This window comes from Epilithonimonas pallida, from assembly GCF_900182975.1.
GTDB lineage: Bacteria > Bacteroidota > Bacteroidia > Flavobacteriales > Weeksellaceae > Epilithonimonas > Epilithonimonas pallida.
This window is the reverse complement of the sequence record NZ_FXUO01000001.1, coordinates 149,687-171,704: the sequence shown is the minus strand read 5'-3', so window position 1 is coordinate 171,704 and position 22,018 is coordinate 149,687. Positions and strand designations below refer to the sequence as shown.

Genomic DNA, 22,018 nt, shown 5'->3' with positions numbered 1-22,018 from the left:
TCAAGCACATCAAAAATTTCTTGAGATTTTTTGTAAAGTGGTAATTCAAAACATTCCATTAAAATAAAATTTCATCAATAAATATAACAAAAAAGAGAGCAAAACCTGCTCTCTTAATTTTATGCTGAATATAATTTCTTATAATTCCAATGCTTTTCTTTCGTCGCCATCCATCAGGAACTCAACCGGATTGTCAAGCGCTTCTTTCACGGCTACCAAAAATCCTACAGATTCTCTTCCGTCAATAATTCTATGGTCATAAGACATCGCTACATACATCATTGGTCTGATCACTACTTGTCCTTTTACAGCAACAGGTCTCTCGATAATGTTATGCATCCCAAGAATTGCAGATTGCGGTGGATTAATAATTGGTGTTGATAACATTGACCCAAAAACACCACCATTGGTAATTGTGAATGTTCCTCCTGTCATTTCATCAACGGTGATTTTTCCGTCTCTTACTTTTGTTGCCAGATCTTTGATGTTAGCTTCAACACCTCTCAAAGTCATATTTTCAGCATTTCTAAGAACAGGAACCATTAATCCTTTAGGACCTGAAACTGCGATAGAAATATCAGCAAAGTCATAATTGATTTTGAAATCGCCGTCGATAGATGCATTCACATCCGGGAATAATTTTAAGGCTCTTGTTACCGCTTTTGTAAAGAATGACATAAATCCAAGACCTACACCATGTTTTGCAGCGAATTCTTCTTTATACTGTTTTCTGATTCTGAAAATCTCCGACATATCCACCTCGTTGAAGGTCGTCAGCATTGCTGTTTCATTCTTAACGGAAACCAATCTTGCCGCCAATTTTCTTCTTAGAACTGAAAGTTTTGTAGTGGTCTGAGCTCTGTTTCCACCCGCAGGAGCACTTCCCATTGCAGGGACAGAAGCTGTTACCGCATCATCTTTGGTGATTCTGCCGTCTCTACCTGTACCAGTTACCTGAGATGCATTGATTCCTTTTTCATCAAGGATTTTTTTGGCTGCCGGTGAAGGTGATTGAGAAGCATAAGATTCAGTTTTAGCAGCTTCTACTTTTGCTGGAGCTGGTTCTTCTTTTTTAACTTCTGCTTTTGGTTCTTCTTTAGGTTGCTCAGCAGCAGGAACAGCAGCACCTTCCGGTTTTGCAGCATCCATATCGATAAGACAAACCACTTGCCCCACTTGCACCACTTCTCCTTCTTCAGCTTTCAAAGTGATGATTCCGCTTTGCTCAGCAGGAAGTTCCAAAGTTGCCTTGTCAGAATCAACTTCTGCAATCGGCTGGTCTTTTTCTACGTAATCACCGTCTTGTACTAGCCACATTGCAATTTCAACTTCTGTGATAGATTCTCCTGGTGAAGGAACTTTCATTTCTAATATTGACATACTAATAATTGTTTTTAATTTCAGAACAATCCGGAGATTGTTATTCTTATAGTTTATTAATTTTGTTAGGCTGTTACAGGTCTTTTTGCAGGTTCATCATTGGTTTGAAAAACATCATTGATAATTTTGGTCTGATTTTTCTCAAACATTTTATGACTTCCAGGCGCAGGCGTTCCACTTGGAACAGGAGAAATCACCTGTATTCCTGTATCTCTGAAGTTTCTTAAGATATAACTCCAAGCACCCATATTTTCGGGTTCTTCCTGAGCCCAGATCAATTCTTTCCTGTTCTTATATTTATCAAAGATCGCATTGATATTATCCATGTTCAAAGGATAGATTTGCTCCAATCTTACCAAAGCTACTTTGTCATCATTAAGCTCTTCTTTCTTAGCTAATAGATCATAATACAACTTGCCTGTACAAAGAACCAATCTCTCTACTTTTGCCGGATCTGCTGTTGGATCGTCCAAGATCGGTTGGAAGCTTCCATTGGCTAAATCTTCTAACGGAGAGACTACTTTTGGATGTCTTAACAGCGATTTAGGCGTCATAATTACTAATGGCTTTCTGAATCCGAATTTCATCTGTCTTCTCAACAAATGGAAATAATTAGCTGGTGAAGTAATATTGGCAACAATGATATTTTCATTCGCGCAAAGCGTCAGGAATCTCTCCAATCTTGCGGAAGAGTGTTCCGCACCCTGACCTTCGGAACCGTGAGGCAACATCATTACCAAACCGTTCTGAATTTTCCATTTTTCTTCGGCAGCTACCAAATATTGGTCAACAATGATCTGAGCACCGTTAGTAAAGTCTCCGAACTGAGCTTCCCAAATGGTTAAAGTTCTCGGCGCAGCCATAGCATAACCGTAATCAAATCCTAAAACACCATATTCTGACAAGTGTGAGTTGTAAACATCAAATCTCTGCTCGTTCACATGGCGAAGCGGAATGTATTCTTCTTCCGTATCTTCAGTTTTAACGACAGCGTGACGGTGAGAGAATGTTCCTCTTTCTACATCTTCCCCGGAGATTCTTACGTTATATTTTTCAGTAAGAAGCGTTGCATAAGCCAATAATTCTCCCATTGCCCAATCCAAAGAATTGGTTTCCACCATTTTTATTCTGTTCTCAAAAAGACGCGTAATCTTGTTGATGAATTTTTTATCCGCAGGTAATGTGGAAATCTTAATTGCCAGTTCTTTCAGTTTTTCCAAATCGTATGTTGTATCAACTTTTGAAGCCGTAACACAGTTTTTGCCTCCAATTGGATACTCCGTCCAGTCATCCTGCATAAAAACATCCATTGTATTTCTTTCGATTTCTTTGGACGCATCAAAGTTTTCATCAAGCAAAGCCTTGAAATCCTGCTCCATTTTCTTCAAAACCTCATCAGAAACAACATTTTCCTTAATTAAAAGTTCCTTGTAAATCTCTCTTGGATTCTGATGTTTTGAAATTAATTTATAAAGGTTTGGTTGCGTGAATCTTGGCTCATCACCTTCGTTGTGACCGTATTTTCTATAACCCAAAAGGTCAATGTAAACATCCTTACCAAACTTCGCACGGAAATCTGCAGCAAATCTGATTGCGTGAACTACTGCTTCTACATCATCAGCATTAATGTGCATCACCGGAGAATCTGTCACTTTTGCAATATCGGTACAGTAAACCGATGATCTTGCATCCAGATAATTGGTTGTAAAAGAAACCTGATTATTTACCACGATGTGAACTGTTCCACCTGTTCTGTAACCTTCCAGATTCATCATCTGAGCGATCTCGTACACAATTCCCTGTCCTGCAATTGCGCCATCTCCATGGATGACAATCGGTAAAACTTTAGAATAATCGTCTTTGTAAACGTTATCTACTTTTGCTCTGCAGATTCCTTCCACAAGTGCAGCTACAGTTTCAAGATGTGACGGATTCGGAGTAAGGTTGATTCTTACTTCTTCTCCATTTGCAGTCGTGATTTTTTTTGAAGAACCCAAGTGATATTTAACATCACCAGAGAATACATCTTCTTCAAATTCTTTTCCTTCAAATTCTGAGAAAATCTGCTTGTATGATTTTTGGAAAATATTGGTCAAAACATTCAGACGGCCTCTATGAGCCATTCCAAGAACTACCTCATCAACACCTAATTGCGAAGAACGCGTAATCAATTGGTCCAAAGCAGGGATCAAAGATTCTCCACCTTCCAATGAAAAACGTTTTTGGCCGACAAATTTAGTATGAAGGTAATTTTCAAATGCAACCGCTTGATTCAGTTTGAAAAGAATTTCTGTTTTTTCCTGAGCAGAAAGATTAGGGTGGTTTTCATTAACGTTAACCCATTCCATAATCCATTTCTTCTCCTCTACATTCTGGATGTGCATATATTCTACACCGATAGAATCACAATAGATGTTCTGAAGGTGCGTAATGATCTCTTGCAAAGTTGCTGGACCAGGCATTCCTGTTTGTGTCGCAGAATTAAATTTTTTGTTCAGATCTTCCTTAGACAAACCAAAATTTTCGATGTCAAGTGTTGGAAAATAATGTCTTCTTTCTCTTACAGGATTGGTTTTGGTAAAAAGGTGACCTCTTGATCTGTAAGCTTCTATAAGATTTACAACCTTAAATTCTTTTGCGATATCTTCTGAAACAGCATTGTTAGTAACTGCTTGTTGAGCATATTGAACCGGAGCGGAATTAGAAACTGGGGCTGACCCAAAATCATCATCGCTATAATTTTCCAATGCAAAATCGAATCCCTGGAAAAACGATTTCCAAGAAGGTTCTAGTGCATCCGGGTATTTTTTGTATTGCTCATACATATCATCAATCAGCTGAGCATGTACGGCATTTAGAAATGAAAATTTATCCATTATTACAGATTATCTGTTAAAATTTTAATTTTAAATAATTGCCAACAAATTTACTAAATTTTTGTGGACCTACGATGAATATAACCATTTATTCTGACAAATATAAGTGATATTTATCAGATCTTTTTAACGGTAAACAGGCAAAGACAATTTTAATTTTACATCCTGATTATCAGCAGGCTCTTCCAAAAATTCTTCCATTAGCTGACCATTTCTTAAAGTATCTTTTTTAGCTTTTTTAAGAAGTTCCTGAATATTTTTTATGCGGTTATTATAATTACCCTGATAATAAATATAATAAACCTTAGAAGCATTAAGTGTCTGAAAGCTGAAATTATTATCACTTACAGAAATTCTCTTGGATAATGGCACACCATAGAAATATGAGATCTCTTTATCTTTAAGATTTGCAGGATTGGTAATGAGAACCGGAATGCCAAATTCATCATCTTTTTTACCCAGATCAGACCGCACATAATTCACTACTTTTCCATGGTTCATCAATACATTTTTGAAAAGAATATCTTTGGTATTCCTCGTGCTGACATTAACACCTAGAAGTAATGCGCCTTCTCTGTTTTCGATCATAATGCTGTCATATTTTATAGAAGCCAGCTTTTGATCTCGATCCACTTTGTTCCCTAATATCTGATAGAGATTTTTCATACTTTTATCAATACTATTCACAAAAAAATCTTCCGCAATAAGATTTAAAGACCGCTCAAGGTAGCTTCTTTTGGGTGTATGGATATTCCAGAACATTTTTGTCCTGTTTCCGGAAGGCTTAAAGTTAATATCGATTAAATAAGGATTATCATTATCTCCTTCGAACAATTGATAATGCAAAGTGCGATTAACTCTGGAATAACGAATAAATAAATCTCCGGATTCATCATTTTTTTTATCTGAGAATTTCATAGCACTTCCTACTCCTTCATAAGGTGTAAAGAAGGAATACGTCATATCTTCTTTTCCGGTAAAATAATCGTTCCAGGCTGCAAAATTCTGAAGATTATTAAACTGAGGAAAAACTTTGTCTATGGGATAATCAATTTCTGACTGATGAGTGAAACTTTTGCTTTCATCTACGAAATTCATCATAGCAGAATAGATTCCGAATAAGCAAAGAGAAATAATAATTACGAATTTTAACCAACGCATTTTTTCAAATAAAATTTTTAGAAAGGATAACCAATTGCGAAGTTGATAGTTGGCTGCAAAGGCTTGATCTTGTTAATAACCCAACGGCTGTTCCCTTCAGGCTGATTCGGGTCATACATTTTATAAGCAAAATCAAGTCTCAGATTGACGTAAGCAATATTCATCCTGATTCCTAATCCACTTCCAACTCCCATTTGACTTATAAACTTTTTAAATTTAAACTGGTCCCCAAACCCATTATCCTTCAGTCCCCAGATATTTCCTGCGTCTGTAAAAATGGCTGCTTCAAACATATTGGTGAGAGGAACGCGGTATTCTACACTGGTAGTCAGCTTCACATTATCCATTGCATAAGAACGCACTCTTTCATCCAACTGGGAATCGGCAGGACCTAATCCACCAAATGCCAGCCAAGCTCTGATATCATAAGCTCCACCATTGAAATAAGATCTCACAAACGGCATCGATGACGAGTTGCCGTAAGGAATTCCAATTCCTACAAACTGACGAAACGCCAATGTATGCGGTTTGGCTCTGTCATTGAAAAAAGTAAAGTATTTCTTAAAATCAAAATCGAATTTTATAAACTGTGAAAACGGAATATTGAATATCGTTTTTGTATCACCATACAAAAGATAATTCTCCTCTTTTTTAGTAACAAGATTCAAAAAGTTACCAGCCAATTCTACTTTACCACTAAAAGAAAATGGATTCCTGTATTCTTTTTTTCCAATCTCGTTATATATAAAATTGTAAATAATGGATGAAATTATAACATCCTGAGTCTGCCGTTCCTTATTATAAAGAGACTGCATATAGTTATATAAAAGATTCCTGTCACTATTGAAAATCTGGGTGATAAAATTTTCGTCTGATAAAATAATTGCAGAAATCTGGTCATACGTATAACCGGATGTCAATATTTCCGGATGATTTACGGCATACTGATTAAAAATATTTTCACGATATTCATTATCGCCAGGGAAATATTCATAATATCTGTCTTTGTTTTGGGTTAAACTCAGCTGAGTGTTAAACAAAGTCAGCCTGTGCTGGACTTTCCCATCATCCACATTCGCAAAATAGGTAAGTCCAGCATTGAAGTTGATTCTTCCCAATCCAATATTATTCTGAACAGACGCTCCTAATGTGATGCTGGTTGTTGGAGAATATTTTTTTGGAATCAGCTTATAATATTTTCTAAACGGAACCACCAATCTGGGAAACTGAAGAGATGCCTGAGCAGACAATTCATAAGCATTGAAAATCGCGTCCGGATTTTTAGGATCTTTTGTTGTTCCAATGACTCCGGAAAAACTTGTAATCAAATTTTCTGCGCCTCCAAAAACGTTTCTCGTAGTAAGATCAACAGAAGGTGAAAAACCAAAGTTCAGAATTTGAGAATAATGAATATCTGTCGCAAAATTAAACTCATATTTTGGTAACGGTCTCAGGACATATTCTACATCTACGATACTGTCTCTCTCTGCTTCTGTTCCTTCTTTACGAAGATAATCCGCAGCTTTCAGTATCGTGAAGTTGTTCATAGAAATCAGGTTTCTCCTGGTAAGATCAAGATTGGATTGTTTATAAGGATCACCCGGTTTCAGAATAATGGGCAACCAAAGTGCATTGGCATTATAGGCACTATCTTTTCTAAAGATATTAATTCCTCTTATACTATCTTTCAGAGGAAGGTTAGTACTGTTTACACTATTGGCAACAGAAACTGTAATTTTTCCAATTGTGGCCTTTCTGTAAGGTGTACCGATAGAATCTTTGATAATGTTCATTGTAACAGGTACATTCTTTCTGCTTTGTAAAGAATCTGCGACAAAATAGATATCCTGATTATCATTATTGAATTTATAATAACCCTCTTCTTTCATCTGGTCATTAATCCTGGTAATTTCTTTTTCCAATACAGTTTCATCAAGGATCTGACCTTTTTTCACAAAACTTTTATTGATTTGAGATTCATAGATGCTTCTAACATTCTGATCAGGAATGTTATAAAAATATTCTTTGATATAGGTTGGATCTTTGTGGGTAATGACATAATCAACCTCCGCTTTTTTGGTAGCAGAATCTCTTTTCACACTTGTCTTAACTTCGGAATCCCAATAGCCGCGGTTAATCAATCTGTTATTGATACTTTTTGCACTCTGTTTTGTTTTTGCATCACTGTAGATTACCGGAGCCTGCCCAACTGTATGAAAAAAACGGTTCCAGAAAAGATTTCTGCCAACATATTCCGGATGATTATATTTTATGAAGAGTGAATCTCTGAGCTTTTGATTTCTCATCTCGTTAGGATAAGTCATATACTCTTTCAGAATAGTATCGTATTTTGGATTTGCCATATTATAAAAAGCTAATCCTATTGGCAATACAAAAAGTGTTTTCTTATTTGGCTTTTGGGCAACAAGATCAGGAATTTCATCTGAAAAAATTTTACCGTCTGTATATTCAAATTTATTCTTGGTCAACAGATACTCGCCGTCAGGAACTTTTTTTGTCACATTACAGGCATACAAAAACACACTGAAAATTGCGGAATAATAAAATATATGATATTTTTGAAAATATTTGTTGATATGCTTACGGCTCATACTATAAAGATAATACAATCTCTGGACAAAAAGAAATACAGGCAAAAATACAATTTGTTTTTAGTTGAAGGTAATAAAATCATAAAAGAACTTCCAAATTCTGATTATGAAATAACCGACATTTTTTCTATTGATCCGGATCAGTTAAATATTAAAATGGCAAAATCAGAAAAAATCTTGCCAAATGAGCTTAGAAAAATAAGTTTTCTTCAGAATCCTAAAGACTCTGTTGCTGTATGTAAAATCCCTGAAAATAATTACATCAAAGAAACTAACATTCAGATCGTTCTGGACGGGATTCAGGATCCAGGAAATCTTGGAACGATCATAAGATTAGCAGACTGGTTCGGAATCGAGCAGATTATTTGCAGTAATGACACTGTTGATCTTTATAATCCAAAAGTGATACAGGCAACCATGGGTTCTTTTTTGAGGGTGAATATCTGTTATGTTGATCTTGCCGAATATCTGTCCTCTTACCAATACCCGATTCTGGGAACTGACATGAACGGAGAAAATATTTATAAATCCGAATTCCCGGAAAAATTTTCTTTAGTTTTTGGAAACGAAGGCAATGGCCTGCGAGATTCGACAGAAAAATTAATTTCGACAATGATTACTATTCCCAGATTTGGACAAAATCAATCTACAGAAAGTTTGAATGTTTCCATGTCCGCCGGAATAATACTTGGAGAGATTTTTTCTAAAAAATAAAATGCCTCTCCTTTATTTTATACCGGAAAGGCAAAACCTATATAAGTTTCTCCATACTTTTGGTGGTTTTATTTTTCTGGTATTCATCCAGCTTTTCATGAATGAATCTCAAGGCATAAGGTGCAACATAGACCAATCCTAAACCAATTAATTTTCTTTTCCAGTTCTTGTTCATCACGCTTTTTTTAGCAAAATTCCCCACCAACGCTACAACTCCCATTTTAATAGTGTTTTCCAGCAATCCGGATTGAACACTGTCATTCGCTAAACCAAGAAGATTTTTTTTAGATGCAGATTCCTTGATTCCGGATGATATTTCTTTCATAATATTCTGGGTATCAAGAGAGATAGAAGTATCACCATCTTCATCTTTTGTTTCTTTTAGGAATTTATCTGTAAAACCATGCGTCAAAACACCAAGGCTTTCTTTCTTACTTTTGAAAGTCAAAATATCTTCCAACTCTTTAATTTCCTGTTTTAGAAGCTTTTTTTGACTTCTAAGCTCATTAATATTATTGTAGTTAGTCGCCATATTCCTAATGTTTTAAAAATTCAATTACTTGACTTGCGATAGAGTTTACAATTTTTTTCTTCAAAAAGATTACAATAATCATCAAAAGAAAATAAAACCCGGCAACAATTAAAAAACCGTAAGACATATTTCCTAAAGATTCTCCGATCAGAAAAGCAATCCCGAAGTTGAAAAGGATAATAAAAAATGAAAACGCTATGAGTACAATCGAAATAAACGCTATGATTCCCGCAGACAGAGAGGACTTCTCAGTAAACTGCAATTTGAGAAGATCCAGACGTTTTGTAGTATAATCTTTTATAATATCTATCATAAGCATCTTATTAAAAATAAAATTACACAATTATTTACAAAAAAAGGAACTTAGAAACTAAGTTCCTTTCTGTAAAACCAAATTTAGAGATTATTTCAAACCATCCAATTCAGTTTCCACATCTTTTACAACATCAGATGTCTTGGAAACAATCTGGTCTTTGTATTTATCATAGCTGTCTTTTACTGTAGAAGCAACATTCTGTGCCGTTTCTTTCAGATGAGAAGACAGAGATTGGTATTTATCTTTTACGTTGGAAGAAACTTCAGAATATGTATCTCTTACTTTTTCAGATGTTTTGCCGTATTCATCAACAGCTTTATCTTTAAGATCGTTTGCTTTATCTCTGATTTTTTTTCTGGTTTCTTTACCTTCTTCCGGAGCATAAAGTAATCCTAAAACTACACCCGTAGCAGCTCCCGCTAATAATGCAGCTAAGATTGCTGCTGAATTTGACTTCTTTGACATTGTTTATAATTTTTAAGTTATTTAAAAAGGGTCATTAACAATTTTAAATTTACAACTAAAATGCCAAAGAAAAAACAAACCTCTTAAAATTTTGTTAAAACTTTTTGATATAGGACAAAATCAACTCTATTGTTTCCTCTTTGTTAATGCTGGTGTTATCAATAAGAATAGCATCGTCAGCTTGTTTCAGGGGAGAAACCTCTCTTTCGCTGTCAATCTTGTCACGAGAGATAAGGTTTTGCTTTACCGTTTCGATATCAGTTTTTTCTCCTGCCAGTTCCAATTCCAGGAAACGTCGTCTGGCACGTTCATCCTGACTTGCTGTCATAAAAAATTTATAATCTGCATCAGGAAGCACCACTGTTCCGATATCTCTGCCATCCATTATAACGCCGCCTTTTTTAGCAATATCGCGCTGTGTTGTCAAAAGGTAATTGCGGACTTCGGCTTCTTTTGCCACCTGACTTACATTATCAGAAACCTGGGGAAAGCGGATTTCCTTATCTATGTTTTTCCCATTAAGAAAAAGTCTTAGTTCACCGTCAATATTCTGAAATTCCAGATTAATTTTAGGAAGATCGGAAATCAGCTTTTTAATATCAATCGTTTTGTCCGTATTAGCACAATTTTGAATGGCATAAAAAGTAATCCCCCTGTAAAGTGCACCCGTATCCATATGGATAAGACCCAATCTTTTTGCAATGATTTTAGAAATCGAACTTTTTCCTGTGGATGAAAATCCGTCTATAGCGATAACCGGTTTTTTTGTCATACTGCAAATGTAATGCGTAAACAAAAAAAATAAAAATTAAATATTCAAGAAATTAAAATAAATGAATTTTAGATTAACGGATTACTTGTCTTAAATCTCAAAATTATCTTCTGTTTCCACCCAATTCTATAAGATCCATCGTAAGACCAATCATGTTAACATTGGATGCATTATGATAACGCATATGAGAATAGTCGAAACGGAAAGATGAAATCTTGAGACTGAATCCTGCTGACAAACCGCTGAAACTCCTCTGATCCAGAACAGCCAGTTCTCCGCCTCTTTTCACATTGTAACCAAATCTGATATTGAATGGCTGGCCCGGGAATAATTCCGCTCCAAGAGACAGGTGATCCAGAACTTTCCTTCCGAATTTGGTTTCTTGTCCGTTGATATCTGTTGTTGCAGAGATATTGAATTGCTGAAGATCATGCGCCGTAATAGTAATCGCTGCGGGAAATTCGTCAAGAATTTTTGTATAGCCCAGATCAACACGGAAAGGCAGTTTTTCTCTCACACCGTTATAAGGCTTGATCTGATAACCAAAATTTCTGAAAACCAAAGCCAAAGTTTCATTCGACTTATCAAAATAATAGGTCACACCGGCAGTAGCTGTAATAGCAGATGATGTGTAAGTGTCGATTTTGGAAGTGACATAATTAACATTAGCCCCAATAGTCCAGTCATCTTCAAACTGGTAGGCGTAACCAATACCCGCAGAAGCATCTATAGCTGAAAAATCACCATTAATATTGGAGTTCTCATCGGTTCTGGGCATACTCCCGTAATCCATATATTTTGCGTTGAAAGAAACAAGATGGCCGTATTCCAAATCCCTCACGTAGCTGATGCTTCCAATTTTTGTCCCTGCAAGATAGGATGAATAATTTACGGACAGCATCTTATCCATTTCAAGGTTCATCAATGCAGGATTAGCGGCCGTAAAATTAACATCATAATCGCGTATAGATACGGCATCTCCTAAAACTGCCTGTCTGGGAGACATCGGAATATTGAGAAACTGATAAACCGTGGTTCCCGTTTGAGAAAAAACCACACTGTAAATCATCAGTGAAAATAGACTGTAAAACTTCTTCAACACTATCTTTTAGCTTTGCAAAAATAATCTATTTTGATGCTTATCAAAATTTTTGAACGACTATCTTTTTCATTAACGTAATTCTTTTCCTTTCATTATATTTGCACAGTCAAAAAATTGAAATAAAAATAATAAATTAGATGAAATATAAAAGAATCCTCCTGAAACTTAGTGGAGAAGCACTAATGGGAAACCGCCAATACGGTATTGATAACGACAGGCTAAAGGAATATGCCGTTGAGATCAAAAAAGCTGTGGACAAAGGTTGCGAGATCGCCATAGTAATTGGTGGGGGAAATATTTTCAGAGGATTGGCCGGCGCTGCAAAAGGCATGGACAGAGTCCAGGGCGATTATATGGGAATGCTGGCAACTGTTATCAACGGGATGGCTTTACAGGGTGCTCTTGAAGATGCCGGTATCATGACGAGACTACAATCTGCCATAGAAATGGACAAAGTAGCAGAGCCTTTTATCAAAAGAAAAGCAGTCCGTCACCTGGAGAAAGGACGTGTAGTGATCTTTGGCGCTGGAACAGGAAACCCTTATTTCACAACCGATACTGCTGCAACATTAAGAGCCATCGAAATTGATGCAGATGTCATCCTGAAAGGAACACGAGTGGACGGAATCTACGACAGCGATCCGGAGAAAAATGCAGATGCAGTGAAATTCAACAGCTTGTCTTTCGAAGAGGTTTTTGAAAAAAACCTTAAAGTAATGGATATGACAGCGTTCACATTAAGTCATGAAAACAAGCTGCCAATTATCGTTTTTGATATGAACAAAGAAGGTAATCTGGAAAGATTAATCGACGGGGAAAATATAGGAACACTAGTTAACGTTTAAATGAGGGATTGATTTTTGATATTGATTTAAAATCATTTATCAATTATAATTAATCATTCACAAAAATATGTGTCAATTATCAAATTTTAAATATACAATGGAAGAATTAGAACTCATTGTAGCATCGGTAAAGCAAGAGATGGATGCTGCAATCAAGCATTTGGATCATGCTTTTCAAAAAATCAGAGCCGGACGTGCTTCTACGTCTATGGTTCAGGATGTGATGGTAGAATATTATGGTGCGATGACGCCAATCAATCAGGTTGCGAACGTTTCTGTACCTGATGCCATGACCATTTCTATCCAGCCTTGGGACAGATCTGCAATCGGACCTATCGAAAAAGCAATTATCAATTCTAACCTTGGTTTCGCACCTTCTAATAACGGCGATGTAATTATCCTTAATGTTCCGCCTTTGACAGAAGAAAGAAGACGTGACTTAGCTAAGCAGGCTAAAGCCGAAACTGAACAGACAAAAGTGGTTATAAGAAATGCGAGACAGGAAGGGAACAAAGAACTGAAAAGACTGGAAGGTGTTGCAGAAGATCTAATTAAAGGTGTTGAAAAAGACATTCAGGATCTTACCGACGCTTATGTAAAAAAAGCAGACGATCATCTGAAAGTAAAAGAAGCAGAAATCTTGAAAGTTTAAGTTTTTGCCTTATATAAAATTAAGACCTTACTATAAATATGTAAGGTCTTTTTTTTATGTAAATTTTGAGTTTAATTTAACTTTACTCTATTAAGAAGAATCAAAGAATAAATTTTCACCTATGAAAAGAATTTTTCAATTGCTATTGTTAACATGGGCTGTTTCCTTTTTTTCTCAAATCACAAAAAACTATAGTATAGATCAGGTTTCCAGAAAGACTATTATCTATGAACCCACAATCAAATCAGTCCAAATTCCGGTCGTTTTTGTTTTCCACGGTCATGGCGGTAATGCTAATTTTGTGAGCAGAAGAATTGATGTTCAAAATTATTACAAGGACGCCCTAGTTATTTTTATGGAAGGGCTTCCCGGCAGAAAAGTTCCCGGAATAGATCCTAACGGCACAATGAATGGCTGGCAGATTTTCACAGATGATCTCGAAGGTCGTGATATCAAATTTTTCGATGCCGTATTTTCAGATATTCATAAACTTTATAACATTGATGACAAAAGAATTTATATTATTGGGCATTCTAACGGAGCAAGATTTGCCAACGTACTCTGGAAAATGAGAGGCAACAAGATAACAGCTATTTGTTCGGCTTCTGCTCAAGGTGGTAATTTGATTGATGGCGCTGCTCCTCTTTCGATATGGATGTATATCGGAAAAAATGACAGGATTGTTTCTCCGCAGAGTCAGGAACAATCAATTCCTATTGTTAAATCTAATCTCGGAATCACAGGCACAGGTAAAACAGAAGGAGACAAAACATTCTTCTCAGGTAAAAATAGCACAGAATTAGTTTTACAGCAGAGTGATGCAGGGCATGAGTTTCCAAAGCAATCTCTACCCGAAATTATAGCTTTTTTCAAAGGGCATTGTAAATAACAATTTTTCACTGATAATATGAATCATTTTTTATAAAAACTGAAGTTTAAGACAATAATTATTAAAAAAAAATTATATTTACAGGGTATAATTAATATATTCCATGAAAAAACTTAACTTTATTTTTATAACTTTATTTGCTTTATTTCTGATTAGTTGTGGCACCAGCAGCAATTTCTCACAAAACACATTAAATAAGAATTTTTATAATTCTAAAACAATTTATTTTAAACTGAATTCCGACAGCCAGCGCATCATCAATTACAAAGGAATGTATACTAATATATTAGGACCATCTGAGGCACCTGATGTTAATATGGTATTTAAAGAATCTATTGAAGAATTGGCAGCAGAGACAAAGTTTAATTTAAAATATGTTGAAAATTGGAATGGCCTTACCAGCAATGAATCTAATATATTAGTTGAGACAAAAATTACAGACATTTTGTGGTCTTTCGGTTTTTCCGTAGCAACGCTTAAAAGCAATGTTATTTATACAATTCCAAATAATAATCAAATTTATAATACTGAAGGAATAAGGAAAAGTGGTGGAGCAGATCCAAGCAATAACTTACGAAAATCTTTGAAAGTTGCAACCTATAATTTTCTTAAAGAGTTAGAAAAATAACACATTACTGCTTATTTAAAATTACCCCATCTTTTTTGAAAAATTTGTTTTTAAACAAAAAAGACTGCCGTTGCCAGCAGTCTTCTAAATAGAAAAATTAAAATTTATTTTGCTTTAAAATATACTCTTCTATTGGCTCTGTTTTTCCATTCAGGGCATTTTGAAGCAGGATTACACTCCGGGTATTTCAAGTCGAACTTACCATTACCCTGTGCTTCCAGTTTTGATGAATTAGCTCCATTGGAAATCAAATATTGTTTCACATTATCCGCTCTTCTTTGGGACAAAGCCTGGTTATAACTTTCAGTACCTCTTGTATCTGTGGCTCCTACAACCACATATGACCCATTGGTTGAATTGATATAGCTCACAGCACTATTAAGGATAGAGTTGTTGCTTGGCAGGATTCTGTCAGAATTAAGATCAAACTCAATTCCGTTCATCACGGTTTCATCAGCCGATACAGCACCATTATTTGTATTGTTAAGCGGACATCCGTTGTTCTCTACAGGACCCGGCACAGTCACACACTTATCATAAAGATCAATTACACCGTCCATATCAACATCAAGAGCAACACCTGAACCATCAACTCTTGCTCCAGCCGGTGTATCAAGCTGTCTGTCCCAGTCATCGCAAACGCCATCATTATCGGCATCACCGGATTTGCACAATTGGATATTGTCCACTTTGGTTTCTAACTCATCTATTTTATTATAGATATCTTTCAAAGGATCAACCCACATGATATGGTTAGCATTTTTACCCAGGTTAACAGTAAGCCCCAATGTAGCATTGAAAAAGTTGTCCGTTGTATGAGAGCTGATTCTGTTAACAGCACTATATTGGTCACCACCACCATCAAATTCATCATCACCTGTTATAACGTACATCAATCTTCCTTCGATGTCTACTCTGTTGCTGATCTTATACTTCAAGCCTGCACCAGCCTGTCCAAACAATGAATTGAATTTGAAAGGCTTTTTCTCTGTCATTAATCTCTGTCCGAATTCGTCTTTCTGATAAGCGCGGTAAGCCAAAACTCCCGCACCGGCATATCCGTGGATTGCCCATCTGAAGTCTGATTTTCTATCAACTCTTCTTAATAAATTAGACAGGTTAATATCTCCTATAAGGGAAATTCCATCATATTGTGTTCTACCTGCAACCTGGAGATTAGCAGCAGCATTAGCAGGCGCCGCATCTTTTGTATTAAAATAACCTTGTCTTGTTTCCCCACGGTCGTATTGCAACTTCAGCCCAAATGTATGAGAAAGCGCTTTGTCAATACTGAAGTAAGCAGAATAGCCTACCAATGTATTTCCGTTTTGGATAGATCTCAGATCGGCATTTTGCATCAATGGTATACCACCACCAAAAGAGATGGACCAGCTGTTATAGCTTGGAGTTGTATCCATCGTTGTTGTTTCAGCTGACGATGTAGTAGTTTGAGTAACCTGTGAGAACATCACGGCCGGGCACACCAAAGCCAGTGACAAAATAGTTAATTTTGATTTCATAAAAAATAAATTTTAATTGTTTTACTTATTAAAAGTATAATTGGAATATTATACTTGTTTTCTAAATATTGCTATATTTAGAGAGATATGCGTTCACATATCCAATTACCATACCAACAATAAAATTTGTTTATTTTTTTGAATCATATAAAAAAAATCATTCCTATTTACATTGCTATTTTTGCAGACCAACCTTTTATGAAACAAAGGAATATGATGATCTAAATACAACAAAAAAACCTCTCCAAATGGAGAGGCTTTTTATATAACCTGAACTCAAAATCATTTATTACATATATGCTTCGATCGGTTCACAGGTACAAACCAGGTTTCTGTCACCATATGCTTCATCCACTCTTGCAACTGTAGCAAAGAACTTATGTGTTCTCACCCATTCTAATGGATAAGCCGCTTTTTCTCTACCGTAAGGTTTATCCCAATTGTCGGAAATTACTAACTGCTCGGTATGAGGTGCATTTTTGAGAACGTTGTTTGTTGCATCAGCATCACCATTAGCAATCTCTTCAATCTCTCTCTTGATATTGATCAACGCTTCAGCAAAACGCTCGATCTCTTCTTTGCTTTCCGATTCTGTTGGTTCTATCATCAATGTTCCTGCTACTGGAAAACTTACTGTCGGTGCATGGAAACCATAATCCATTAATCTTTTTGCAACATCAGCCACTTCAATTCCCAAAGATTTGAACTGACGGAAGTCTACGATACACTCGTGCGCTACTCTGCCGTTGGCATTCGCATAAAGAATCGGGAAATGTTCTGCCAATAATTCTTTCAGGTAATTAGCATTTAAAATTGCATATTCAGTCGCTTTTTTCAAACCGGAAGTTCCTAATAATTTGATATAAGCATAAGAGATATTCAGAATCAATCCAGAACCATAAGGCGCAGCAGAAATCCCTTCAATCGCATCTTTTGTTCCTACAGGGATATTGGCATTGGTTGGAAGGAACGGAACCAGATGCTCCGCCACACAGATCGGGCCAACACCAGGACCACCACCACCGTGAGGAATGGCAAAAGTCTTATGAAGGTTAAGGTGGCAAACGTCAGCTCCGATATTTCCAGGGCTTGTAAATCCAACCTGAGCATTCATATTTGCACCGTCCATATAAACCTGTCCACCGTGCTGATGAATCAGTTTTGTAATTTCTTTGATATTAGCGTCGAAGAATCCATAAGTAGACGGATATGTGATCATCACACAAGACAAGTTCTCAGAATGCTGTTCTGTCTTCGCTTTCAAATCCTCAAAATCGATTTCTCCATTTTCAAGGTTCTTCACAACAACAATCTTCATCCCTGCCATTGCAGCGGAAGCCGGATTGGTTCCGTGTGCCGACTGAGGAATCAATACGATATTTCTGTGCCCTTCGCCTCTGTTTTTGTGATATTCTCGGATAACCATTAGTCCCGCATATTCACCTTGCGCACCGGAATTTGGTTGCAGTGATGTTCCTGCAAAACCTGTAATTTCTGCCAGATCTTTCTCAAGCTGTTTGATCATTTCCTGATAACCACCGGCTTGTTCTGTCGGGATAAATGGATGTATACTTCCCCATTCTGCCCAGGACAAAGGAATCATTTGCGTTGCCGCATTTAGTTTCATTGTACAAGAACCCAAAGATATCATGGAATGTGTCAAAGACAAATCTTTCCTTTCCAGACGTTTGATGTAACGCATCAATTCTGTCTCGGTATGATATTTATTGAAAACTTCTTCTTTCAGGATTTCATCTGTTCTCAACAATTCTGCCGGAATCGAATATTCTTCTTTAAGAGATAATTTATAAGCCTGTTTGCCTTTGAACTGTGCAAAAGCATCAACCAACCTGTTAAGTTTCTCAACGGTTGTAGTTTCGTTAATGGAAATACTTACAATACCTTGAGAAAAATAATTCAGATTGATTTTTCTGTCTCTCATTAATAATCTCAAAGACGTTTTTTCTTCTTCGTGCAATCTGAATTTCACAGTGTCAAATACAGGCTCATCGACAATATCATAACCTAGCACTTTTAAAGCATCTGCCAAAGCATTGGTCTTGTAATGGATTTGGTCAGCGATAAAGTTGAGTCCTTTTGGGCCGTGATAAACGGCATACATCCCGGCCATTACAGCTAAAAGTACCTGTGCTGTACAGATATTGGATGTTGCTCTTTCTCTTTTGATATGCTGCTCTCTGGTTTGAAGTGCCATTCTCAATGCACGTTTTCCGTACATATCCTGAGAAACGCCAATGATTCTTCCGGGAATATCTCTTTTATAATCTTCTTTACAAGCAAAGAATGCGGCATGAGGACCACCGTAACCAATCGGAATACCAAATCTCTGGGTGGTTCCAACTGCGCAATCCGCACCCATTGTTGCAGGAGATTTCAGTTTAACCAAAGACATCGGGTCACAAGTGACAACAACCTGCAAATCGAATCCTTTTGCTGAAGTGATAAAATCTGTATAATCCAGAACTATTCCATTTTTGCCAGGATATTGCAACAATACTCCATAGTAAGAATCATTAAACTGATGATTATCGTGGTTTCCTACAATAATATCGATTCCAAGACCTTCTGCTTTAGTTTTCAATACAGAAATGGTTTGTGGCAATACTAAATCGGAAACGAAGAATTTAATCGCATTGTTTTTTTTCTGATCCTTCGTTCTGTTGTTGAAGAACATATGCATTGCTTCGGCAGCAGCTGTGGATTCGTCCAATAGAGAAGCATTAGCCATTGGAAATCCTGTTAAGTCGCAAACCACTGTCTGGAAATTAAGAAGCGCTTCCAGCCTACCTTGTGCGATCTCTGCCTGATAAGGCGTGTAAGCTGTGTACCAGCTCGGGTTTTCAAGAATATTCCTTTGGATTGGAGAAGGCAGAATCGTGTTATTGTAACCGAATCCGATGTAAGTATCGAAATCAACATTCTTAGATGCCAGATCTTTGGAATGGAGTAACATTTCGTACTCAGAAAGTGGCTCAGAAAGCTCCAAATCTTTTTCTAATCTTATACTGTCCGGAATGGTTTGAGAAATGAGTTCATCGATACTGTTAACCCCAATTTTGTTAAGCATTTCCGCTTTATCAGCTTCATTAAGGCTGATGTGGCGGTTTACAAATTGCTGTGTGTTCATTTATAAACTTTGAATTAGATTTTACTAAAAAGGTTCGTAAAAATACTAATTTTCAAAGAACTGCGCAATCTATAATATCGAAAATCGAAACTTCTATTTCCTATCAGAAAGGTAGTTTTTCAAATGGAAATCAACACTGTCAGCGGTTGAAATAAATTGATAATTAAGCTGATTCCTGACCTTTTCATTAGAAATTTTAGAATCCAGCTTCAAAGATTCCAAAGATGTTTTACTTAATAGTCTCAACACCGGGAATAACCATCCAAAAAAGGATAAAATGGGTAAAACATTGAAAACAAAATCAGGAACCGGTTTTGCAGGTGTTTTCCCCAGAGCTGCTCTCACTTTATCAGATATCAAACTGAATTTAGAATTTTCTGAAATGACGATGAAACGTTCACCAAAAGCATTGGTGTCCATCAGCTTGATAGCAACATTAGCCACATCGCGGACATCTACGAAAGCTGTTCCGCCAGTATAAGTAAACGGATAAGCAGACTTTGAAAATAAATCACCACTGCTGACACCCCAATTTCCTGAGCCGATAATCAAACCCGGATTAATGATAATCGTATTCAGTCCTTCAGCGGAAGCTCTCCAGACTTCCATCTCGGAAAGATGTTTGGAAATTGCATAGCCTGAATGATCAAGCTTTGGATTGAAATCAGAATTCTCGTCCATCATTCCGTTTTCGTTATAACCATCCAGAACGGCGATTGAACTTACGAAAAGGAATTTCTTAACTTCGGAATTTTCCACAGCGTACAAAAGGTTCTTTGTTCCGCCAATATTGGTTTTGTAAAGCTCTTTATCCTTATTAGGATTGAAGCTAACTTTGGCGGCGCAATGATACACTTCATGCACATTTTGCAATGCCATCTGAATCGAATCCAAATTATTGAAATCAATATCAATCCATTGGATCTTATCAAAATAAAAATCCGGCTTGTCTGTATAAAAACGATAAGATTCTTTAACCTCTTTCAGATTACTTGATGGTCGTTTGGTTGCACGAACTTCCTTTCCCTGCTTCAAAAGTTCAAGAACGATAACTCTTCCTAAAATCCCTGTTGCTCCGGTTACTAGAATCATTCCTGTGTGGATTTAATTTTTAAAAACCTTATGATAAATATAGAGTTCATTAAAGAATAAACGAGTATGATTCCTATGAAGAACCAAAAACCTCTGCCTTCTATAGACCAGTCTTCTTCTCCCGCAAAAGAATCCCGGAGAACAAAAAATAAAAGACCTATCAAAAATATATTGATAAGAACAGAAAAAAGTAAAATGATTTTATAAATCGTTTCCTGATATTTCTTCATTAGAGATTTTTACAAAGATAATTTAATTCTCCGTAAAAACCTTTCTCAAAGCTATTGAAATCTATCAGAAATTAGCATGTGTGTTTTCTCTAACAAAATTAAAAGTCTTTTCAAACATCAATTCGTGGTCAGCATCTTTATTAAGTCCGTGATCACCTTTTTTAATAGAAATCAGTTCATTTTTAACATTATTCTTATCCAGGCTTTCCTTTAAAATTTCAGACTGTGAATAGGGAACAATTTTATCCTTCGTCCCGTGAATCATTAGTGTCGGAACAGAAGAATTGCTGACATAAGTGATTGGTGAATAAACATTCAGCAGGTTAATAGCGTCGTCTTTTTCTTCTTTGACATCATAACCTGTGAATCCAAAAACCAGTTTGTTCCTGATGTCATAAATCTTTGGAAAAATCAGTTTAAAAATAAAAATAACAAATCCCGGTGCTTCTGTACGGAACAATTTGTTCATATCAGACGGTCCAAAATAATCGATGAAATAATTGACTTTTGCTGAATAGTTAGGAAATTTTGTATTTTCTGAAAACTGGGAATCATCCGTATATGCAGCAATCATTCCAATCTGTGAGCCAGCCGAAGCTCCCCAAATTCCAATATTATCAGAATCAAAATTATATATTTCGGCATTTGCACGAATCCAACGAATAGCTTCTTTTGTATCTTCAATCGGTGTCGGGAAATGTGTCTTTTCATTAAGCAAAGTATAGTTGATACTCACCATAGCGTAACCTTGTTTCACAAATCTAAGAACAAAATCACTAAGGTAATAATCGTCTCTCAACTCTTTATCACCTTGTGCCCAACCACCTCCGTGAACAAAAACCAGAACCGGAGATTTTTTATTTGTTTTTTGAGGAAGATAGATGTCGAGCTTCTGCTGAGCCGTGTCTTTTATTTTGTACGTAACATCTTTATAATTCAAAGTTTCGGAGAGCTTTTCCTGAGCATTGGTAAACGACAAAATAAAAATCAGGATAACAGACGTTGGCCATTTCATAGAAGAAAATTAAATATGGATCCGATAATACAAGGCTTATACCATTATCAAATCCATATTAATTTTTGA

The 22,018-nt window shown here is 36.3% G+C and carries 19 protein-coding genes; 5 read left to right on the top strand and 14 right to left on the bottom strand.

Annotation, left to right across the window (positions count from 1 at the left end):
* Positions 1 to 138: 138 nt before the first annotated feature.
* The 4 genes from odhB to tamL all read right to left on the bottom strand — a co-directional run bounded on the left by odhB (position 139) and on the right by tamL (position 8,029).
* Positions 139 to 1,380 (bottom strand): 2-oxoglutarate dehydrogenase complex dihydrolipoyllysine-residue succinyltransferase, encoded by a 1,242-nt coding sequence (odhB, locus tag QOL71_RS00715; RefSeq protein WP_283415097.1) that lies wholly within the window; start codon positions 1,378 to 1,380, stop codon positions 139 to 141.
* A 65-nt stretch (positions 1,381 to 1,445) separates the two neighbouring features.
* A complete protein-coding gene (locus QOL71_RS00710; RefSeq protein ID WP_283415096.1) occupies positions 1,446 to 4,256 on the bottom strand; it encodes a 2-oxoglutarate dehydrogenase E1 component in 2,811 nt (936 codons plus the stop codon).
* Positions 4,257 to 4,382: 126 nt separating this feature from the next.
* A complete protein-coding gene (locus tag QOL71_RS00705; RefSeq protein ID WP_283415095.1) occupies positions 4,383 to 5,417 on the bottom strand; it encodes an SRPBCC family protein in 1,035 nt (344 codons plus the stop codon).
* A gap of 17 nt (positions 5,418 to 5,434) precedes the next feature.
* On the bottom strand, positions 5,435 to 8,029 hold the full coding sequence (gene tamL / locus QOL71_RS00700) for a translocation and assembly module lipoprotein TamL (RefSeq protein WP_283415094.1): 2,595 nt from the start codon (positions 8,027 to 8,029) through the stop codon (positions 5,435 to 5,437).
* On the opposite strand from tamL, the gene QOL71_RS00695 reads away from it, so the two are divergent.
* Positions 8,015 to 8,743, top strand: coding sequence for a TrmH family RNA methyltransferase (locus QOL71_RS00695; protein WP_283415093.1), 729 nt, complete (start codon positions 8,015 to 8,017; stop codon positions 8,741 to 8,743). The two genes, tamL and QOL71_RS00695, sit on opposite strands and share 15 nt — an antisense overlap.
* 37 nt (positions 8,744 to 8,780) lie before the next feature.
* On the opposite strand, the gene QOL71_RS00690 is transcribed toward QOL71_RS00695, so the two are convergent.
* From QOL71_RS00690 to porQ, 5 genes are all read right to left on the bottom strand, one after another.
* A complete protein-coding gene (locus QOL71_RS00690) occupies positions 8,781 to 9,275 on the bottom strand; it encodes a phosphoribosyl-ATP pyrophosphatase (RefSeq protein ID WP_283415092.1) in 495 nt (164 codons plus the stop codon).
* A gap of 4 nt (positions 9,276 to 9,279) precedes the next feature.
* Positions 9,280 to 9,588 (bottom strand): hypothetical protein, encoded by a 309-nt coding sequence (locus QOL71_RS00685; protein WP_283415091.1) that lies wholly within the window; start codon positions 9,586 to 9,588, stop codon positions 9,280 to 9,282.
* A 90-nt stretch (positions 9,589 to 9,678) separates the two neighbouring features.
* Complete coding sequence (locus tag QOL71_RS00680; RefSeq protein WP_283415090.1) at positions 9,679 to 10,056, bottom strand: YtxH domain-containing protein; 378 nt, start codon at positions 10,054 to 10,056, stop codon at positions 9,679 to 9,681.
* 94 nt (positions 10,057 to 10,150) lie between these two features.
* Positions 10,151 to 10,828 (bottom strand): (d)CMP kinase, encoded by a 678-nt coding sequence (gene cmk, locus QOL71_RS00675; protein WP_283415089.1) that lies wholly within the window; start codon positions 10,826 to 10,828, stop codon positions 10,151 to 10,153.
* A gap of 103 nt (positions 10,829 to 10,931) precedes the next feature.
* The gene (porQ, locus tag QOL71_RS00670; protein WP_283415088.1) at positions 10,932 to 11,930 is read right to left on the bottom strand and encodes a type IX secretion system protein PorQ; all 999 of its coding nucleotides are present in this window, start codon (positions 11,928 to 11,930) and stop codon (positions 10,932 to 10,934) included.
* A 137-nt stretch (positions 11,931 to 12,067) separates the two neighbouring features.
* On the opposite strand from porQ, the gene pyrH reads away from it, so the two are divergent.
* From pyrH to QOL71_RS00650, 4 genes are all read left to right on the top strand, one after another.
* Positions 12,068 to 12,775, top strand: a complete 708-nt coding sequence (pyrH, locus tag QOL71_RS00665) for a UMP kinase (RefSeq protein ID WP_283415087.1) — start codon at positions 12,068 to 12,070, stop codon at positions 12,773 to 12,775.
* Between the two features lie 97 nt (positions 12,776 to 12,872).
* Positions 12,873 to 13,427: a ribosome recycling factor gene (frr, locus tag QOL71_RS00660; protein ID WP_283415086.1), complete on the top strand. Its 555-nt coding sequence runs from the start codon at positions 12,873 to 12,875 to the stop codon at positions 13,425 to 13,427.
* 121 nt (positions 13,428 to 13,548) lie between these two features.
* The gene (locus QOL71_RS00655; RefSeq protein ID WP_283415085.1) at positions 13,549 to 14,316 is read left to right on the top strand and encodes an alpha/beta hydrolase family protein; all 768 of its coding nucleotides are present in this window, start codon (positions 13,549 to 13,551) and stop codon (positions 14,314 to 14,316) included.
* A 103-nt stretch (positions 14,317 to 14,419) separates the two neighbouring features.
* Positions 14,420 to 14,944, top strand: coding sequence for a hypothetical protein (locus QOL71_RS00650; protein WP_283415084.1), 525 nt, complete (start codon positions 14,420 to 14,422; stop codon positions 14,942 to 14,944).
* Positions 14,945 to 15,048: 104 nt separating this feature from the next.
* Here the strand turns inward: QOL71_RS00650 and QOL71_RS00645 are convergent, their stop codons facing one another.
* The 5 genes from QOL71_RS00645 to QOL71_RS00625 all read right to left on the bottom strand — a co-directional run bounded on the left by QOL71_RS00645 (position 15,049) and on the right by QOL71_RS00625 (position 21,949).
* Positions 15,049 to 16,464 carry an OmpA family protein gene (locus tag QOL71_RS00645; RefSeq protein WP_283415083.1) on the bottom strand — a complete coding sequence of 472 codons (1,416 nt, stop codon included), beginning with the start codon at positions 16,462 to 16,464 and terminating at the stop codon, positions 15,049 to 15,051.
* A gap of 289 nt (positions 16,465 to 16,753) precedes the next feature.
* Positions 16,754 to 19,612, bottom strand: a complete 2,859-nt coding sequence (gcvP, locus tag QOL71_RS00640) for an aminomethyl-transferring glycine dehydrogenase (RefSeq protein ID WP_283415082.1) — start codon at positions 19,610 to 19,612, stop codon at positions 16,754 to 16,756.
* 93 nt (positions 19,613 to 19,705) lie between these two features.
* Entirely contained in the window at positions 19,706 to 20,704 is a 999-nt protein-coding gene (locus QOL71_RS00635; RefSeq protein WP_283415081.1) for an NAD-dependent epimerase/dehydratase family protein, read from the bottom strand.
* Positions 20,701 to 20,934: a hypothetical protein gene (locus tag QOL71_RS00630; RefSeq protein WP_283415080.1), complete on the bottom strand. Its 234-nt coding sequence runs from the start codon at positions 20,932 to 20,934 to the stop codon at positions 20,701 to 20,703. The genes QOL71_RS00635 and QOL71_RS00630 overlap by 4 nt, the downstream gene beginning before the upstream one ends.
* Positions 20,935 to 20,998: 64 nt before the next feature.
* Complete coding sequence (locus QOL71_RS00625; protein WP_283415079.1) at positions 20,999 to 21,949, bottom strand: alpha/beta hydrolase; 951 nt, start codon at positions 21,947 to 21,949, stop codon at positions 20,999 to 21,001.
* Positions 21,950 to 22,018 lie beyond the last annotated feature (69 nt).

Excerpts from the sequence above, each read along its gene's own strand:
- odhB (WP_283415097.1), bottom strand. The coding sequence starts at position 1,380 with ATGTCAATATTAGAAATGAAAGTTCCTTCACCAGGAGAATCTATCACA.
- QOL71_RS00710 (WP_283415096.1), bottom strand. The coding sequence starts at position 4,256 with ATGGATAAATTTTCATTTCTAAATGCCGTACATGCTCAGCTGATTGAT.
- QOL71_RS00705 (WP_283415095.1), bottom strand. The coding sequence starts at position 5,417 with ATGCGTTGGTTAAAATTCGTAATTATTATTTCTCTTTGCTTATTCGGA.
- QOL71_RS00695 (WP_283415093.1), top strand. The coding sequence starts at position 8,015 with ATGCTTACGGCTCATACTATAAAGATAATACAATCTCTGGACAAAAAG.
- tamL (WP_283415094.1), bottom strand. The coding sequence starts at position 8,029 with ATGAGCCGTAAGCATATCAACAAATATTTTCAAAAATATCATATATTT.
- QOL71_RS00690 (WP_283415092.1), bottom strand. The coding sequence starts at position 9,275 with ATGGCGACTAACTACAATAATATTAATGAGCTTAGAAGTCAAAAAAAG.
- QOL71_RS00685 (WP_283415091.1), bottom strand. The coding sequence starts at position 9,588 with ATGATAGATATTATAAAAGATTATACTACAAAACGTCTGGATCTTCTC.
- QOL71_RS00680 (WP_283415090.1), bottom strand. The coding sequence starts at position 10,056 with ATGTCAAAGAAGTCAAATTCAGCAGCAATCTTAGCTGCATTATTAGCG.
- cmk (WP_283415089.1), bottom strand. The coding sequence starts at position 10,828 with ATGACAAAAAAACCGGTTATCGCTATAGACGGATTTTCATCCACAGGA.
- pyrH (WP_283415087.1), top strand. The coding sequence starts at position 12,068 with ATGAAATATAAAAGAATCCTCCTGAAACTTAGTGGAGAAGCACTAATG.
- frr (WP_283415086.1), top strand. The coding sequence starts at position 12,873 with ATGGAAGAATTAGAACTCATTGTAGCATCGGTAAAGCAAGAGATGGAT.
- QOL71_RS00655 (WP_283415085.1), top strand. The coding sequence starts at position 13,549 with ATGAAAAGAATTTTTCAATTGCTATTGTTAACATGGGCTGTTTCCTTT.
- QOL71_RS00650 (WP_283415084.1), top strand. The coding sequence starts at position 14,420 with ATGAAAAAACTTAACTTTATTTTTATAACTTTATTTGCTTTATTTCTG.
- QOL71_RS00645 (WP_283415083.1), bottom strand. The coding sequence starts at position 16,464 with ATGAAATCAAAATTAACTATTTTGTCACTGGCTTTGGTGTGCCCGGCC.
- gcvP (WP_283415082.1), bottom strand. The coding sequence starts at position 19,612 with ATGAACACACAGCAATTTGTAAACCGCCACATCAGCCTTAATGAAGCT.
- QOL71_RS00635 (WP_283415081.1), bottom strand. The coding sequence starts at position 20,704 with ATGATTCTAGTAACCGGAGCAACAGGGATTTTAGGAAGAGTTATCGTT.
- QOL71_RS00630 (WP_283415080.1), bottom strand. The coding sequence starts at position 20,934 with ATGAAGAAATATCAGGAAACGATTTATAAAATCATTTTACTTTTTTCT.
- QOL71_RS00625 (WP_283415079.1), bottom strand. The coding sequence starts at position 21,949 with ATGAAATGGCCAACGTCTGTTATCCTGATTTTTATTTTGTCGTTTACC.